Origin of the sequence: Pseudomonas sp. GL-RE-29 (genome assembly GCF_019947275.1) — a bacterium.
GTDB classification, from domain to species: Bacteria; Pseudomonadota; Gammaproteobacteria; order Pseudomonadales; family Pseudomonadaceae; genus Aquipseudomonas; species Aquipseudomonas fluorescens_A.
In genome coordinates, this window is record NZ_JAGYGD010000004.1 from 56756 (window position 1) to 73588 (window position 16833).

Annotated in this window: 10 protein-coding genes and 1 tRNA gene; 10 read left to right on the top strand and 1 reads right to left on the bottom strand. The window is 53.1% G+C overall.

The genetic code is table 11. The features are described from left to right. Positions 1-20 precede the first annotated feature (20 nt). From KGB21_RS05070 to KGB21_RS05080, 3 genes are all read left to right on the top strand, one after another. The gene (locus KGB21_RS05070; RefSeq protein ID WP_223504008.1) at positions 21-3767 is read left to right on the top strand and encodes a bifunctional diguanylate cyclase/phosphodiesterase; all 3747 of its coding nucleotides are present in this window, start codon (positions 21-23) and stop codon (positions 3765-3767) included. A 15-nt stretch (positions 3768-3782) separates the two neighbouring features. Continuing rightward, positions 3783-3859: transfer RNA gene (locus KGB21_RS05075), tRNA-Ile, on the top strand. Between the two features lie 128 nt (positions 3860-3987). After that, positions 3988-5055, top strand: coding sequence for a tyrosine-type recombinase/integrase (locus KGB21_RS05080; protein WP_223504010.1), 1068 nt, complete (start codon positions 3988-3990; stop codon positions 5053-5055). 93 nt (positions 5056-5148) lie between these two features. Here the strand turns inward: KGB21_RS05080 and KGB21_RS05085 are convergent, their stop codons facing one another. Then, positions 5149-6564 carry a MarR family transcriptional regulator gene (locus KGB21_RS05085; RefSeq protein WP_223504013.1) on the bottom strand — a complete coding sequence of 472 codons (1416 nt, stop codon included), beginning with the start codon at positions 6562-6564 and terminating at the stop codon, positions 5149-5151. A gap of 89 nt (positions 6565-6653) precedes the next feature. On the opposite strand from KGB21_RS05085, the gene KGB21_RS05090 reads away from it, so the two are divergent. The 7 genes from KGB21_RS05090 to KGB21_RS05120 all read left to right on the top strand — a co-directional run bounded on the left by KGB21_RS05090 (position 6654) and on the right by KGB21_RS05120 (position 16481). Beyond that, entirely contained in the window at positions 6654-6872 is a 219-nt protein-coding gene (locus tag KGB21_RS05090; protein WP_223504014.1) for a DNA-binding protein, read from the top strand. A gap of 9 nt (positions 6873-6881) precedes the next feature. Beyond that, positions 6882-7811 (top strand): plasmid replication initiator TrfA, encoded by a 930-nt coding sequence (trfA, locus tag KGB21_RS05095; protein WP_223504016.1) that lies wholly within the window; start codon positions 6882-6884, stop codon positions 7809-7811. Between the two features lie 152 nt (positions 7812-7963). Continuing rightward, positions 7964-8227 carry an XRE family transcriptional regulator gene (locus KGB21_RS05100; RefSeq protein WP_177110342.1) on the top strand — a complete coding sequence of 88 codons (264 nt, stop codon included), beginning with the start codon at positions 7964-7966 and terminating at the stop codon, positions 8225-8227. Positions 8228-9144: 917 nt separating this feature from the next. Next, on the top strand, positions 9145-12582 hold the full coding sequence (locus KGB21_RS05105; protein ID WP_223504171.1) for a class I SAM-dependent DNA methyltransferase: 3438 nt from the start codon (positions 9145-9147) through the stop codon (positions 12580-12582). A 32-nt stretch (positions 12583-12614) separates the two neighbouring features. Further along, the gene (locus KGB21_RS05110; protein ID WP_223504018.1) at positions 12615-13535 is read left to right on the top strand and encodes a restriction endonuclease; all 921 of its coding nucleotides are present in this window, start codon (positions 12615-12617) and stop codon (positions 13533-13535) included. 310 nt (positions 13536-13845) lie between these two features. Then, positions 13846-15357, top strand: a complete 1512-nt coding sequence (locus KGB21_RS05115; RefSeq protein ID WP_223504019.1) for a DUF3696 domain-containing protein — start codon at positions 13846-13848, stop codon at positions 15355-15357. Continuing rightward, complete coding sequence (locus KGB21_RS05120; RefSeq protein WP_223504021.1) at positions 15357-16481, top strand: hypothetical protein; 1125 nt, start codon at positions 15357-15359, stop codon at positions 16479-16481. The genes KGB21_RS05115 and KGB21_RS05120 overlap by 1 nt, the downstream gene beginning before the upstream one ends. The last annotated feature ends 352 nt before the right edge of the window (positions 16482-16833 follow it).

The following is a 16833-nucleotide window of genomic DNA, read 5'->3' on the forward strand; positions in this document are numbered from 1 at the left end:
CGAGCCATAACGAGACCGTTATGCCCAGACTGCCGACCGTGCTTTTTTTGCTGTCGCTGATGACCTGGACCGCAACGGCTGGCGCGCTGACTCTGACCGACGAAGAACGTAGCTGGCTTGCGGCCCACCCGGACTTGCGCCTGGGTGTGGATGCGTCATGGCCACCTTTTGAGTTTCGCGATGATCAGGGCCGCTATCAGGGCCTTGCAGCGGACTATATCGACCAGATTCGCCAACGATTGGCCATCAAGCTCACGCCCATTGAGCCCGTAAACTGGTCGGTCGTGCTGGAGCAGGCCAAACAAGGCAAGCTGGACCTGTTACCCGGCATCATGTCGACCCCGGAACGCCAGAACTATCTGTCGTTCACCCGCCCCTATCTGGACTTCCCGATTGTCATCCTGGCCCATGTCGGCGGCCCTCAGCCACGGAAAATCGAGGATTTATACGGGCTGAAAATCGCCGTGGTGGAAAACTACGCACCCCATGAGCTTTTGCGCACGCACAACCCCGATCTGAATCTGGTAGCAATGCCTAACGTCAGTTCGGCGCTGCAAGCGCTCGCAACCGATGAGGTGGATGCCGTGGTGGGCGATCTCGCTTCCAGCGTGTGGAGCCTGCGCCAGCTCAAGCTCGATGGGCTGTATGTCAGCGGTGAAACCCCCTATCGCTATCAATTGGCTATGGGGGTGCCCCGGGAAAACAAGATGCTCGTTGGCATTCTCGATAAGGTCCTGGCAGACATGAGCCCGGCCGAAATCAGCGCCATTCAAGAACATTGGGTCGGCAATGTCCTCGATCATCGAACATTCTGGTCCGACCTGCTGGTCTACGGCTTGCCGGGACTGCTACTGCTGATCATCGTGCTGGCAGTGGTCATCCGGATCAACCGTCGCCTGAGTTCGGAAATTGCCCGTCGGGTGGATCTGGAACAGGAACTGCGCAGCAGCGAGTATCACTACCGTGGACTGGTGGAGAGCCTGTCGGCCATCGCTTGGGAAGCGCGGATGAGCGACTTCACTTACAGCTACGTGTCGCCCCACGCTGAGGACCTGCTCGGCTATCCCCTTTCCCACTGGCTGATTCCGGGCTTCTGGCGCAACATCATTCACCCGGCCGACCTCACCCGCGCGCAGAGTTTCTGCGATCACGAAGTGCTGGCCGGACGCGATCACACTCTCGATTACCGAGTCATTACCGCTGATGGGCGCTGCCTGTGGGTGCGCGATATCGTCAGCCTGATCGAGCATGGTCATGAACCGGTGATGCGCGGGCTGATGATCGACATCAGCGAGACCAAGCGCACCGAAGAAGCGCTGCGCCTGTCGGAACAGAAATTTGCCTCGGTATTCCAGCAATGCCCGGACATTCTGGTGATCGCGCGACTTTCGGACGGCTGCCTGCTGGAGGTCAACGAAGCGTTCGAGGAACAGATTGGCCTGCGAGCCGAAGATGTCATCGGCCAGACCGCCACCGTACTCAACATCTGGGGCATTCCCGGCGTGGGGCCGGGCCTGTTGCAGCGGTTGCAGGCCGGCAGCATCCGCAACCTGGAGATGCCCTTTCGCCGCAGCAACGGTCAGGTGTTTACCGGCCTGATCTCGGCTGAACCGTTCGACCTCGACACAACCCCGGCACTGGTGGTCGTAGTGCGCGACATCACGCAACTCAAGGAAACCCAGCAGCAACTGCAAACCTCCGAAGAGAAGTTCGCCAAGGCCTTCCATGCCTCGCCGGACGGCTTGTTGCTGTCGCGGCAGAGTGACGGGTTGCTGTTGGAGGTTAACGAGGGTTTCAGCCGCATTACCGGCTTCAACAGCGCGATGTCGGTGGATCGCTCGGCCCTGGACCTGGGGATCTGGGTCAATCTCAACGAACGCAAACAGATGCTCGATCTGCTGCACCGCGACGGTTTTGTCCGCGACTTCAGTTGCCATATTCGCCGCAGCGACGGACAGATCCGCCTATGCGAGGTGTCCAGCCGTCCGCTGCCGATCGGCGACGAGGACTGCATGCTGACCATTGCCCGGGACATCACCGAGCGCCACATGATGCAGGAAAAACTGCAACAGGCTGCCACCGTGTTCGAGAGCACCGCAGAAGGCGTGCTGATCACCGATACCCAGCAACACATCAGCGCGGTCAACCGTGCGTTCACCGAGATCACCGGCTACAGCGAAAGCGAGGCCTTGGGCCACACGCCGCGCCTGCTTGCCTCGGGTCTGCATGACAGCGCGTTCTACGCGGCCATGTGGCACCAACTGACTGCTGAAGGTCACTGGCAAGGCGAGATTTCCAATCGACGCAAGAACGGCGAGCTGTACCCGAGCTGGCTGACCATCAGCGCCGTGCGCAACCGGGATAAATTCATCACCCACTTCGTGGCCGTGTTCGCTGACATTTCCAGCCTCAAACACGCCCAGGCCAAGCTCGATTATCAGGCACACCACGACCCATTGACCGGCCTGCCAAACCGCACGCTTTTCGAAAGTCGCTTGCAGACAGCGCTCAATATCCAGAGGGAAAACGGCGGCCAGGGCGCGGTGCTGTTCCTCGACCTGGATCGCTTCAAACACATCAATGACAGCCTCGGTCACCCGGTCGGCGACCTGCTGCTCAAGGGCATTGCCGTGCGCCTCAAAGAGCAGCTGCGTGATATCGACACCGTAGCGCGCCTGGGTGGCGATGAGTTCATCATCCTGTTACCGGGCCTGCAGCAACCCAGCGACGCCGACAACATCGCCACCAAGCTGCTCAATTGCTTCACCGCACCGTTCCAGGCCGGTGAACATGAGTTTTTCATCAGCTCCAGTATTGGCACCAGCCTTTATCCACAGGACGGCGGCGACGTCGCCACCCTGATCAAAAACGCCGACGCGGCGATGTACCGCTCCAAAGCCAAGGGTCGCAACCGGGTGGAAAGCTATACCCGGGACCTCACCGCGCAAGCCAGTGAACGTGTAGCGCTGGAACATGAGCTACGACGCGCTATCGAGCGCAATGAATTGCACCTCTACTACCAACCGAAAATCAGCCTTAACGACTATCGCCTGGTGGGCGCCGAAGCATTGATTCGCTGGCGCCATCCGACCCTGGGCGACATTCCACCGGAACGTTTCATCTCCCTGGCCGAAGAAAACGGCATGATTCTGCAAATCGGCGACTGGGTGCTCGAGACCGCCTGCCGGCAAATGCGTGAGTGGAGTTCGACCTACGAGGGCCTCGGCCCGCTGTCCGTCAATCTTGCAGGTGCTCAACTGCGCCAACCCAACCTGCTCGGCCGAATCGAACAATTGCTCAAGGACAACCGCCTCAAACCGGACTTCCTGCAACTGGAAATCACCGAAAACTTCATCATGAGCCAGGCTGAGGAAGCATTGGCGGTGCTGCATCAACTCAAGCAACTGGGCGTACAACTGGCGATCGACGACTTCGGCACCGGCTACTCGTCACTGAGTTACCTCAAGCGTCTGCCGCTGGACATTCTCAAGATCGATCAGTCCTTCGTTCGCGGCCTGCCGGATGACCCCCACGATGCCGCCATCGTTCGCGCCATCATCGCCCTTGGCCGCAGCATGCAATTCACCGTGATCGCCGAAGGCGTGGAGACTCATGCGCAACAGCAATTCCTCGCCGACGAAGGTTGTGAGCAAATCCAGGGCTACATCGTCAGCGTGCCCCTGCCCCCCGACGAATTTGCCGCGACGTTTCTTCGTATAACAGTTTCAGACTTTTCGGATAGCACAGCCGCGAAACCGTCGCTATAATCCGCGGCCTACTGAGGGCCTATAGCTCAGTTGGTTAGAGCAGAGGACTCATAATCCTTTGGTCCACGGTTCAAGTCCGTGTGGGCCCACCATACTCAAAGCCGCGCATTGCGCGGCTTTTTCATGTCCGCCGCAAAAATCGCTAGACCAGTCCTATAGTCCAAAGGTACAAATTCAGTACAGTGCCGGTTCAGCGGCAAGCCTTTGGAGTAGAAAAATCATGGCCACCCTCGTCAAAACGGCTGCCGGCACTTGGAAAGCTCTGGTGCGCAAAACAGGCTGGCCGACCAACACAAAAACCTTCCGTACGAAACGTGACGCCGAAGACTGGGCACGCCGCACCGAAGACGAAATGGTCAGAGGCGTGTACATCCAGCGCAGCGGTTCCGAGCGCATGACCTTGGAAGTGGCGCTGAAACGCTATCTGAGCGAAATCAGTCCAACTAAGAAGCCAACCACCCAGCGCGCCGAAGCGACTAAAGCTCAACAACTGATTAGTCACCTGGGCAAATACTCCATGGCTGCCCTCTCCGCGGAAATCATCGCTGGCTACCGCGATACTCGTTTGGCATCAATCACCAATCGCGGTAAACCCACCAGTAACAACACCGTGCGCCTGGAGCTGGCCCTGCTCAGCCACCTGTTCACCGTGGCGATTCAGGAATGGGGCCTGGGACTCAGCTTCAACCCAGTGCTGAATATCCGCAAACCAAGCCCGGGCGAAGGCCGCGACCGCCGACTATCTGCAGAAGAAGAACGTCGCCTTCTGACGGCCGTAAACAATCACAGCAACCCCATGCTTGGCTGGATCGTTCGCATCGCCCTGGAAACCGGCATGCGTTCGTCTGAGATCACATCGCTACACAGAAATCAGGTCGACATGAAAAAGCGTGTGGTGCGCCTTTCAGACACCAAGAATGACAGCGCACGCACTGTCCCACTCAGCAAGTGGGCCACAGAGACCTTCCAGATAGCACTGAACAACCCTGTACGCCCCATCGACTGCGACCTGGTGTTCTTTGGCGAGCCAGGTAAAAACGGCAAGCGTAGCCCCTACGCATTCACCAAGACATGGGGATTGCTGAAGACCAAGCTAGGCATGCCCGACCTGCGCTTCCACGATCTGCGCCACGAAGCGGTCAGTCGGCTGGTCGAGGGTGGCCTATCCGACCAGGAGGTGTCAGCCATCAGCGGCCACAAATCAATGCAGATGCTCAAGCGCTACACGCACTTGCGGGCCGAGGATCTAGTAAGCAAGTTGGATAAGCTGGACGCCAGGAATTCCTGACCTCATCGTCAGTCGTTAGAAGCTCTAGCCACTTTTCCCCCCGGCTGAGAATCCGCCGGGTGAAAAGCGGCTCACACTAGACGCCACTTTGGACTAACGCATGCCCATCAGACGAACCAATCCATCTACTGTGCCTTTGCTAAGCCCCACCTCTTTAGCGATAGCTGCGACTGGCAGTCCACGCCGCAGTGCATCCCGAATATCGTCCCTAATGCGCTCAGGCACCTGCGCTTCGCCTATTCGCGGGTCAATGTAACTACCAGCATGGTGAGCGTTAACCAGCTCCACCAGGCTTTTCTTGGCTTTTGATATTGCCTGGCGCGAAACACCCAAGCGCTTTGCCATATCAGACTGACGGAGCCCCTCACCATGCATAAGCCAGACTTTCTCACGCAGCCCCATAGCAGCACCGCTGCCTGACGCTATTGCATGCAGACCTGAATGCACCTGGTCATAGGCTGTCTTTCGCACTTCTTGCATATCAGCGGCCTCGGGAGGCCGAAAATTAACTGCAAAATCAGACCTAGCTGACCCCATCAGCACAGAAAGGTGGCGTTGAAACGCTGCCTTGTAACGGAGATCCGCATGATATTTAGATGAGCCAGGTTTATGGATCGAGCAATACCGATTGCTTAAATTCCCAGCAATCATTCTCTCGGCGCGCAACCTTTCAAATACACGACCAAGCTTTGTAGCCTCTGCTGTCGAGATCAAAGTGGCTGCAGGAGGAAGTTGCCGGTTTGTTTTCAGCATCAGAGCCTGTGCCCACCTTACGTCCTGCTCATCCTCAGCGAGACTGCTAGAACGAAACACCGCGCCAATCTCCTGCCGCTCTTTAGCATCAATCTCCTGCAGCCTTTTAGACCTGATGCTTTCTCGCCAACAGAGTTCGCAGAACACCGTACCCTGCGGACGGGTACGGTCATCTATAAGCGCATCAAAATCCCTCAGCGCCTTAGTGAGCTTGGGCCTGAAGTGCCTCAACAATCGAAACAACTCACGCACCGACTCAAGAGCACCGAGTAAAACACTAGCGTCGGGAAGCGGAGCACCCGACGGACCAAGCAAGCTGCGAATGGCAAACCTCAAGTTTGAATCCCAGCGCTCCAAGTTCAAAAGCTGCCAGTCGATCTCAGGCATGCTGTCTGGCTTAGCATCAACAAAATCACTTGCAACAATCTCTACAGCCAGCGTGGTATCGCCATTTTCGGCTGGTTTCATGTAGGGGAGCGCCCCGAAATGCGGTGGCCGTTGCGCCACCTCCGACAAACGAATTCCCACCAGCAACGCCCTTGACCATTCGCCTTTGTAGCTCTCGATGCAGTCGTCAAAGACTCCATCGAGGTGCTCCCGAATTAAAGGCCAGATTGGGTAGCGCCTGGAGGTAAGACTTGAAGATGCAGAAAGGCTCGAAAGAACCACCTGGAAGCCCGAACCGAAATCAGGCGAGCAGCGGGGATCGCTAGCGAAGCTAGTCAACAGGTGATCGAGGTAATCAGCGCGGGCCATGTCAACCTATAAGTTAAAAACACTCATCTTATTCTAGGCGTAATTACTCGTAATGTTCCACCTACATTACTGAATTTAGGTGCAGGGACATGACAACCGAAGAACTAATTCTGACCAGCAACGGCGGGTCTCCACTTCTCTCATTATCACAGGTAGCTGAGATCCTTCACCGCAGCCCTGAGGGCCTGCGCATTACGCTATCCGGGGATAATGAAATCGCCCGAAACCTAAAGCCATGCAGGATAAAAATTGGTCGTCGCGTTTACTTCCGCGTCACGGGCATCGCTCGTTTTATTGACGAAGCGTGAGGCGAGCCCGTGTCTGCGTTGGCCGCACTGACGCGACTGGGAGAGTCGTTTTCCAAGCGATCGCCCAACCTGCCGGCAACACAACAGGATGCGCCTCAGACTGAAGTCCTGCTCACTAGCTGGCCCGATGAAGTCAGAGGCATACCCAATATCACGCTCCGCTCAGCGCTCTTTGGCTCCAGTCGATCCAGTAGCCAGGCGTATCTCCAACGCGCCGAAATTTACACTCAAAGACCTACGCAGATGCGATATACCGGCCCGCGACTAGATCAAGGCGACTTGGATGTCTGGATTACACTACTGCATATCGCACGCCGGAAAATGATGGGAAAAGCCTTCAAAACCAGCGCGTATGAGCTACTGAAACAGCAAGGAAAGACAGACGCTGGCAACAATAGGAAGACGCTATACAAGCGCCTTTTCCGCCTCGCAGCGGCCACGCTTGAGATACGCGCCTCTCGACATTCCTACACCGGCGGCCTGATTGATTCAATGTACAGGGACGAAATTACACATGAACTCGTCATCACTCTTAACCATGAGCTTTGCAAACTATTTGGTCCAAATGAGTTTACTCACATTAACTGGTCCGTTCGCCGGAGCCTGAACTCAAAACCACTCGCGCAATGGCTGCATGGCTATTTATCGAGTCATGCCGAGCCCATACCAGTTTCGGTTGACACGCTCATGCTGATGGCCGGCAGCTTGGACGAATCAGCATCCAGCCGAGAACAGAATCTCCGAAGAGCACTGGACTCTCTGCAACACGCTAGCGATCTTCACGGACAGCCGTTCAGCTATGAAATCCGCGGCGGCAACGTACACGTTAGGAAAACACCAAGCAGTAGCCAATCCAGGCACCTCGGAAGGAAAGGCAGTGGCTCCAGACGGAAAATAGATACCGTACCTTTGGCTAGGCAGTCCCGTACTGTCGACTAGGAATTACCGTACCGTCGGCTAGAAAATACCGTACTGTTGGCTAAATTACCCACAGCTGAAATCCTCTACATCCCCCGGACCTGCTGGGCTCTACAAAAAGCGCGCGTTCACTTAATCCTTTCTAATCATTTTAATCAGGGTCGGTGATTACCATGAGCAAGGTCGAAACGAGCAGCGGAAACGTCTATGACGATCTTGGCGTCCCCGAAGCCAAGGCCATGCAGGCCAAAGCACAGATAGTGGCGTTGATGTGCCAGGCAATTGAGGCGAAGCGGATGTCTCTCGATCATGTAGCCAGGGCGCTAGGAACCACCAAGAATGAGCTGGATAGACTACTGGCTGGTCACTTTCAGGCTTCCTCAATCGACGAACTGAAACGCATGCAAAAGGAGATCCAGGAGTTCACGAAGACTTGACTAGCGTGTCCGTCGATCAGCCCTGCTACTGGTGCCCCGCTGAACGCCCAACGCACTTCACCCGCAGCGAAAAAGGGAAAGATTCCGGCTAGTCCAGGATGAGCCAATAAAACCAACGGTTTCAGGGCCGATTATGAGGGAAGGATTCCGGCTCAATCGCTCAACGTTCTGAAGCCTGGATTTAGATACACCGGCCCAGTCAGATGACATCGGCAGCGGGGACAGTTCGGATGGCTTGTCGCATTGGGGATAATTAGTAATCAGCCCTGAGAGCTCGGTAGTCACCACTATCAACTGATAAATGGCCCTGCTATCCCCATTGACCTGCGCGCCTTCTTCACTCAGCACGTACCAAGAGATAGCCGGAATCTTTCCCCCCTTTCCCTGATCCGCGCATCAAGCATTTACTTTGGCTCTTAAATTTAGCTAAGCCTGACCAACGCATGACAATGTCCCCACAAATGCCTAACAAATGCCTGACAGCGCATTCGATTCCTGACAAATGTCCTGCAAAGACCTGACAAACACATGACAGCCAGACAAAAGCAGCAACTCAATAAAAAAATACAGGCACGCCATGGATGTATACACATCCGGTGCCAAAGGGTGCTCCCTTTGAAACCCCAGGCTCTACGAGCCGAGTGTAAAGCGGACATCGCGAACACACCTCTCATACAACCAGGCACCTTTGTTGAGGGGCAGTCAGGCGTGGAATTTGTTTTGTCCAAGAGGCTTTTATGCAATTGCTCCAAACCCGTTCAGGACCGGCTCATCCACCTGCTCTGCTTTAGCTACCGCGTTCAAGTGGCTATCTGGCCTGACTCGCGCCAAAAGCCGATCAGCCTGAGCCACACTTAGCTCTTGAGCTTGCAAACCGATAGAATCCAACCCTTTCTCGAAATCGGAGCAATACCGTGATGGAACACCTGGACACCTTCCTCAGCCGCTGGAGCAAGGCAGGCGGTACTGAGCGCGCCAACTACCAGCTGTTCCTCACCGAACTATGTAGCCTGCTTGGCCTGCCACTGCCAGAGCCTGCCGGCGACGACAAACGCGATAACGCCTATGTGTTCGAACGCCGTGTGGTTATTAACCAGCCGGACGGTTCAAGCAACAATGGCTTTATTGACCTCTACAAGCGCGGCAGCTTCGTGCTAGAGGCCAAACAAACGGGTAAGGCCCTGGATAGCTCCGGGTGGGACAAGGCCATGCTCAAGGCACACAACCAAGCCGACCAGTACGCCCGGGCTCTGCCAACCGAAGAAGGCCGACCGCCGTTCATTTTAGTCGTGGATGTGGGTCGCAACATCGAATTGTATGCCGAATTCAGCCGGTCCGGTGCCACCTACACGCCTTACCCAGATGCACGCAGCCACCGCATACGCCTGGAAGACCTGCGTAATGAAAAAGTCCGTAAGCGTCTAAGTGCCGTTTGGCTTGACCCGCTAAGTCTTGATCCTGCGCGCCGTTCGGCCAGAGTAACCCGAGAAATTGCCGACCAACTGGCCAAACTAGCGAAGTCCCTGGAGGCTGCCGGACACAAGCCGCAGCTGGTTTCCAACTTCCTGATGCGTGCCCTATTCACTATGTTTGCCGAGGACGTGGAGCTGCTCCCCGAACGCAGCTTCACCGAGCTGCTGAAGCGCCTGAAAAACAAGCCTGACACTTTCGCGCCGATGCTCGAAAACCTCTGGCAAACCATGAACAGTGGTGGCTTTTCGCCGATTCTGGAAAGCACCCTGCTTAAGTTCAACGGAGGGCTGTTCGCCGAAGCCTCAGCCATCGCTCTGGATCGCGACCAAATGGATTTGCTGCTGAAAGCCTCTGAGGCCAACTGGCGCTATGTTGAGCCTGCTATCTTCGGCACCTTGTTGGAACGCGCGCTCAACCCCCGAGAGCGCCATAAGTTGGGCGCGCATTACACTCCTCGCGCCTACGTCGAGCGCTTGGTTCTGCCCACCGTCATTGAACCGCTGCGCGCCGAGTGGAAGGAAGTACAAGCTGCAGCGTTGACCTATGAGAGCCTTGGCAAGCACAAAGAAGCCGTTGAGGAAGTGAAAGCTTTCCAGCGCCATCTGTGCGACGTGCGCGTACTCGACCCGGCCTGCGGCAGCGGTAATTTCCTTTACGTGACCCTGGAGCATATGAAGCGCCTCGAAGGCGAAGTGCTCAACCTGTTGGGCGACTTAGGCCAGACTGGGATGTTGGACACAGAAGGTCTCACCGTCGACCCGCATCAGTTCCTTGGCCTGGAGATCAACCCGCGTGCAGCCCGAATTGCCGAAATGGTGCTATGGATCGGCTACCTACAATGGCACTTCCGCACCCACGGCAAAGTGAACCCTCCCGAGCCGGTACTACGTGACTTCCACAATATCGAACACCGCGATGCGCTGATTACATACGACGCTGTGGATTTGGTAACTGACGAATTCGGCAAACCGCTTACACGCTGGGACGGCATCACCACCAAGACCAGCCCGATTACCGGCGAGCAGGTGCCAGATGAATCAGCTCAAGTCGATCAATTCATTTATCGCAACCCGCGAAAGGCCAAGTGGCCACAAGCCGACTACATAGTGGGTAATCCGCCGTTCATTGGCGAGAAGCGAATGCGACAAGCTTTGGGTGATGGCTATGTCGAAGCTCTGCGGAGCACCTATCTAACTCTGCCTGCATGTGATCTGGTCATGTACTGGTGGGATATTGCAGCCGAAACGACGAGCGCGGGACTTACCAAGCGTTTTGGATTCATCACGACTAACAGCATTACCCAGCTCAAAAACCGCCAAATACTTGAGCCTCATCTATCAGCCAATTTGAATCTCTCGTTTGCTATCCCAGATCACCCCTGGGTAGATGCAGGCGATGGCGCCGCTGTTCGCATAGCCATGACGGTAGCCTCTATAGGTTCCGAGGACGGTACGCTCTTGCAGGTTGCTGAGGAAAGCGACTCTGGAGATGACGCCAAGGAAATTCGCTTCAACCAACGATTAGGACAAATCCACGCCAATCTCCGAGCAGGGGCAGCGCTATCGAAAGCAGTTGCCTTAGCGAGCAATACTTCAATTGTTTTTCAAGGAGTAAAACTCGTCGGCAATGGTTTTCTGCTCACTGAGCCGCTGCGCAATAGCTGGGTAGAAATCGAACCTGAGTGGGGGTGCCATCTGCCTCGACTGATTGCCGGCACCGATCTAACCAGAGGGAGAGAGGCACGTTACTGCATCGATTTTTTCGGGCTTAGTGCTGCAGAAGCCACCGTTGCCTGTCCGCCCGGATATCAGCAGGTATTGACCGAAGTGAAGCCTATGCGAGATAGCAATAACGACCGTTTCTTTCGCGATAACTGGTGGCTATTCGGACGTGCCCGTGGAGATATGCGAACTGCGCTGCAGGGGATTGACTACTACATCATTACCAGTGAAGTTTCCAAGCACCGCTTTTTCTCATTTGCACCAACGCTAGGAACTATCGCGGACGGTTCCTTGGCTGTAGTTGCATCCGCAAACTCGGTTTACTTAGGAGTACTGAGCAGCAGAATTCACACACTTTGGGCCTTAAATCAGGGCGGACGCATGGGCATGGGGAATGATGCTCGCTGGCAGAATGGCCCTTGCTTTGCAAATTTCCCCTTTCCCGAAGCTAGCTCCGAGCAGCAAGCACAAATCAGCGAACTCGCCCAACGCCTAGATACCCACCGCAAACTCCAGCAGGCGCGGCACCCTGAACTGACACTTACCGGCATATACAACGTGCTGGAGAAGCTACGGACCTGCGAACCATTGACCGCCAAAGAGAAGATTATCCACGAACAGGGTCTGGTCTCCCTGGTGCGTGAACTGCATGACGAAATAGATCGCGCAGTCTTTGCCGCATATGGCTGGGAAGATTTGGCCGAACAACTGGTGGGTAGGCCCGGTGCTACAACGCCACTGCTGGACAAACCCGAGGCGCAGGCCGATGCAGAAGAGGAACTGCTCTGCCGCCTAGTGGCGCTGAACAGCGAACGCGCTGCCGAGGAAGTACGTGGTCATATCCGTTGGTTGCGCCCCGAGTACCAAAATCCAAGCGCCACTGTCGCGCCGGCGCAAAGTGAAGTCGAGCTGGACGACACAATGGACTTCGAATCCGCCCCTGCATCTATAGCCGCAACAGGGAAACTCACCTGGCCCAAACAAATGCGCGAACAGGTCGCCGCCGTACGCCACGCGCTCAGCCTATATCCAATGCCTGCCGAAGCACTCGCCGCCCAGTTCAAGCGTTCACCTAAGGTCGCCGTACAGGCCGTGCTGGAAGCCCTGGAAGAGCTGGGAATGGTACAGAAAGATGCAGATCAGTATCGTCTGGCCAGCTGATGTATACCATCAACCCTGCGTTTGGAGTCGCAATGTCCGTCCCAACCTACGACCAGTTCATCGAACCAATCCTGCGTTACCTGGCAGCCACACCCGAAGGTGCAACAGCGCGTGACGCTCATGAAGCCGCTGCCGATGCGCTCAACCTGTCGGAATCCCAACGTCAACAGCTGATCGCCAGCGGCCAGGCTACGTACAAGAACCGTGCAGGCTGGGCCCATGACCGCCTCAAGCGCGCCGGCCTATCTAGTAGCGCCAAGCGCGGATACTGGAAACTGACTGAAGCTGGAATTAACTATGCTGCACAGCACCCCCACCCCCTGACTACAGATAAAGTCGAACAGCTAGCGATCGCTTTTATGAATGTAAAACTCAAGAGCCCGAATGACGCTGTCCCTCTCGACGGGCAAGAGCAGCCTGCGCTTGCAGCCAGTTCAGCTACTGTCAGCCCTGATGACCGCTTGGATCAAGCTTTGCGCGAACTGCGAGAAGCAACGGCTGCAGACTTACTGGATAGCCTTCTGTTAGTTAGCCCCAACCGCTTTGAAGTTATTGTCCTAGACGTGCTTCATAGCCTTGGTTATGGCGCTAGCCGTAACGATCTGCAGCGCGTCGGTGGCAGCGGTGATGGCGGAATCGACGGAGTGATCTCGCTCGACAAGCTTGGCCTGGAGAAGATCTACGTCCAAGCCAAGCGCTGGCAGAGCACGGTTGGCCGGCCAGAGTTACAAGCTTTTTATGGCGCTCTCGCTGGGCAGAAGGCCAAACGCGGAGTGTTTATCACGACCTCAGGCTTCACCGCGCAGGCCATAGACTTTGCCCGCTCAGTGGAAGGCATAGTTCTGGTTGATGGCAGTCGACTAGTGAATATGATGATGGATCACGAGGTAGGTGTAACATCACGCCTTCTCAAGCTACCGAAGCTAGATAGAGATTACTTCGATGAGGAATAATAATGCAGAGAAATAAATTTTCCCTCTTTTGAACAACCCAAGTCATCGATTTTTCCCGCGCAGTGGAAGGGATGCTGCTAGTTAATAGCAGTCAGTTGGTCAACCTGAGATGGATCAAGGGGTCGGTATGACGTCACGCAAACCTAATTTACCGAAACAAGACAGCGATTATTCGATTAAAAAATTGCTGAAAATTTCAGTTGGAAACTATGCATAAATTAATGTTCTGCATACCTCTAACCGGGCGCAAGAAATAGCCCCATAAAACCAAACAATATGAAAGCTTAACCTGAGCCAACAAGGACAAACAATGGAAAGCTTACGGATAAAAAATCTTAGAAGCCTAAATGACACAGGCACTATAACCTTTAAAAAAATAAATGTTTTTGTTGGTCAAAACAGCTCAGGGAAAAGTACATTTATTAGAACGCTCCCACTATTAAAGCAAAGCGCTCAAGTTAAGACGTTATCCGAAATCCTCTGGTACGGACCTTTAGTCGACTTTGGTTCTTTCGATGAGGCGTTATCTAGGAACTCGAAAAACAAAAAAATAGAGTTTATTTTTGAAATTAACATCAACCCTCGATTTATAATTAGGGGGGCGAGATTTCGGTTTCGAATGCCTGACGAAACAGTTCGCGCAGAACTAACCATATCTATATTTCCAGAAAAGGCAATTCCGAACAGCTCACTAGTCACAGAGTACTCAATTGACATATTCGAAACAAAAATAAAGCTCACGATCAATGAAAAGTTAAAAATTCTAAAGCTTGTTATCGGTGGAGAAGATTTCACAAACCTGCCAAACAACTATATATTATTTAGAAGCTTCGACCTACTACCAAACATCATAGAGGTTGACAAGTCAGACTCGCAGCAAAACTACCACAACAAAATAATTGAACTAATAAAGAAACATACGCATAAAAATAAACAACTTGAAAATATTGGATTTACCGCAAACAGGCTACACCCCGGCTCACCATCGAAAGTTTTAAGACAATTAAAATCTTTAGATTTTGGAGCACACTGGAGAAACAAAATATCTGACTGGACACCTGAAAGCGAAGATGTTCTTAAAATAACCTCACTTCTTATTGGCAAAAGTTTCTGCGGAATTTTTGAGGCTGTCGGCGACTCTCTCAACCGAACCTGCCATTCAATACAATACATCACCCCTCTTAGAGCAACAGCGGAAAGATATTATAGGACTCAAGGGTTAGCAGTAGATGAAATAGACCCCCAGGGCAATAACCTGGCAATGTTCCTCAAGAATCTCTCAAATGAAGAAGCTGAGAGCTTTGCACAATGGACAGGCAAGGCAATGGGTTTTGAAGCACGGGCAAAGAACTACGAAGGACATGTATCTATTGTTCTTAGCGATGCAGGTGGCACTCAGAAAGTAAACCTTGCAGACACCGGTTTTGGCTACTCCCAAGTGCTTCCAATCATCGCCCAACTTTGGGCAATGACGAAAAAAAGCCATTATAAAGACGCGACAAAATTTTTCGCAATTGAACAACCCGAGTTACATCTACACCCAAAAATGCAAGCAAAACTGGCGGACTTGTTCGTAAATTTAATCAGTCATAGTAAAAATGAAAACGGGTTCAAGCTGGCAATTGAAACGCATAGTGAAGTCATCATCAATCAGTTAGGTAAAGCTATAGAAAAAGGGGCCATTTCAGCCGAAGATATCGGAATCTATATTTTTGAACAAGATTCACTTGAAGGTTCAACACGTGTTAGAGAATCGAAATTCGATAATGATGGCTACCTGATGGACTGGCCCCTTGGCTTCTTTGATAGCGAGCCGCAATAATGTTCTTTAAAATTGATGACAGCATTATAGACTTGCTAAACCAAGTCCAGCCACCAGCCAGTATCGGTCTTTGCATAGACGAGCTATTTAGAGCAAGGCGTTTAGGGCAGCACTTAATATATTGCAAACCTTCAAATTTAGAAAAAATTGAGAGCTTCAATGGAATAAGCGAAGCAACCAAACTCACGATAAAAAAAATAAAGCAACAACAGCGATTCAAAAAAGCCGCATTTGAGTCAATGACCACCTACGTGAATGTCATTGCAACCCCGAACACCATCAGAAAATCCATACTTGGCAACAAAACGGTTATAGAAATCTCCATTGATCAGCTAGCAAATGGCGACTTCCTTGATGCGACGACCTTGCTCGCGGAAAACCTCACAGATTGCGAGTTCTATCAGAATATTACAAACATCACAAATAGGAGTAATAGCGCACTAACAAGTCTAAGACATAGGCTAAATTACGTTTCCGGCGGAGGTAGCCAGACACCTCGACAATACCGCCAACAAAAAGCCAACAAAAGCCTAACCCTTTGCATTGTGGATGGTGACATTGAGTATCAAAATGCACCGTTGGGTACAAATACAGCAGCTCCGATTCATCTAGACGAAATAGCTAACCCCGTCCCTCATTGCGCCTCGTTAATTTTGAGTTGCTATTCGATAGAAAACTTGATCCCTACAAAAATTATAATTAACGCCACAAATCCTAGAGCCCCAATATCGCCATACTTAAGTAAAATCACACAATACCAAGACGAACAATTTTGGCCATACATACCATTAAAGCTTGGCAAAAACTGCAGCAATTTTGTGGGAAACACACCCAAAAGCATTTACTGGGGCAGTCAAAAGCAACACTTCGCACCGCTCAACGCCGCATGCCAATCGTGGAATAATGGAGTTTGCGCACAACCTTGTGAGGTGCTAGAAAAAATGCCAGGTAAAACAGCCCAAATAGTAACTGAATACCTTTCAGCGGCTAAGCTTAACGGGCAACTATCCGAAATAGCTAACACCATCGCACCACTGCCGCTACCTATCAAGCAGTTGTGGGAAAATATTTCCCACAACCTTAACTCATGGGTGTGCAGCGGTGATCGAATAACTGCTTATTAATCAGTAACTAGTGGTTCGATAGGAAGACATTACCTATATCGCAGAAATCACTCCCCTAGGGTGCGGGGGAGTGAAATGCCGCCTTTACTGGTCTTCGGCGGCAATCACATGGCAAAGGTTTAACTGCACTACCCAAGCAGTGACTTTTAAAAACTGTTCCACTTTTCGGTACACTGGCAGTACAGAGCTAAGCTTCTACCCATTTCGCGAAATTACGCTCAGCACCAGTAACCACGCTACTTTCAGCTAACTGTACCTGCGCCAAACTACGCACAGTTTCACTGGGCTTGCAGCGTTTCTAGGCAACTCATAATCCTTTGGTCCACGGTTCAAGTCCGTGTGGGCCCACCAA

Coding starts and splice junctions, on each gene's coding strand:
- KGB21_RS05080 (WP_223504010.1), top strand. CDS start 3,988: ATGGCCACCCTCGTCAAAACGGCTGCCGGCACTTGGAAAGCTCTGGTG.
- KGB21_RS05070 (WP_223504008.1), top strand. CDS start 21: ATGCCCAGACTGCCGACCGTGCTTTTTTTGCTGTCGCTGATGACCTGG.
- KGB21_RS05110 (WP_223504018.1), top strand. CDS start 12,615: ATGTCCGTCCCAACCTACGACCAGTTCATCGAACCAATCCTGCGTTAC.
- KGB21_RS05100 (WP_177110342.1), top strand. CDS start 7,964: ATGAGCAAGGTCGAAACGAGCAGCGGAAACGTCTATGACGATCTTGGC.
- KGB21_RS05120 (WP_223504021.1), top strand. CDS start 15,357: ATGTTCTTTAAAATTGATGACAGCATTATAGACTTGCTAAACCAAGTC.
- KGB21_RS05105 (WP_223504171.1), top strand. CDS start 9,145: ATGGAACACCTGGACACCTTCCTCAGCCGCTGGAGCAAGGCAGGCGGT.
- KGB21_RS05090 (WP_223504014.1), top strand. CDS start 6,654: ATGACAACCGAAGAACTAATTCTGACCAGCAACGGCGGGTCTCCACTT.
- KGB21_RS05085 (WP_223504013.1), bottom strand. CDS start 6,564: ATGGCCCGCGCTGATTACCTCGATCACCTGTTGACTAGCTTCGCTAGC.
- KGB21_RS05115 (WP_223504019.1), top strand. CDS start 13,846: ATGGAAAGCTTACGGATAAAAAATCTTAGAAGCCTAAATGACACAGGC.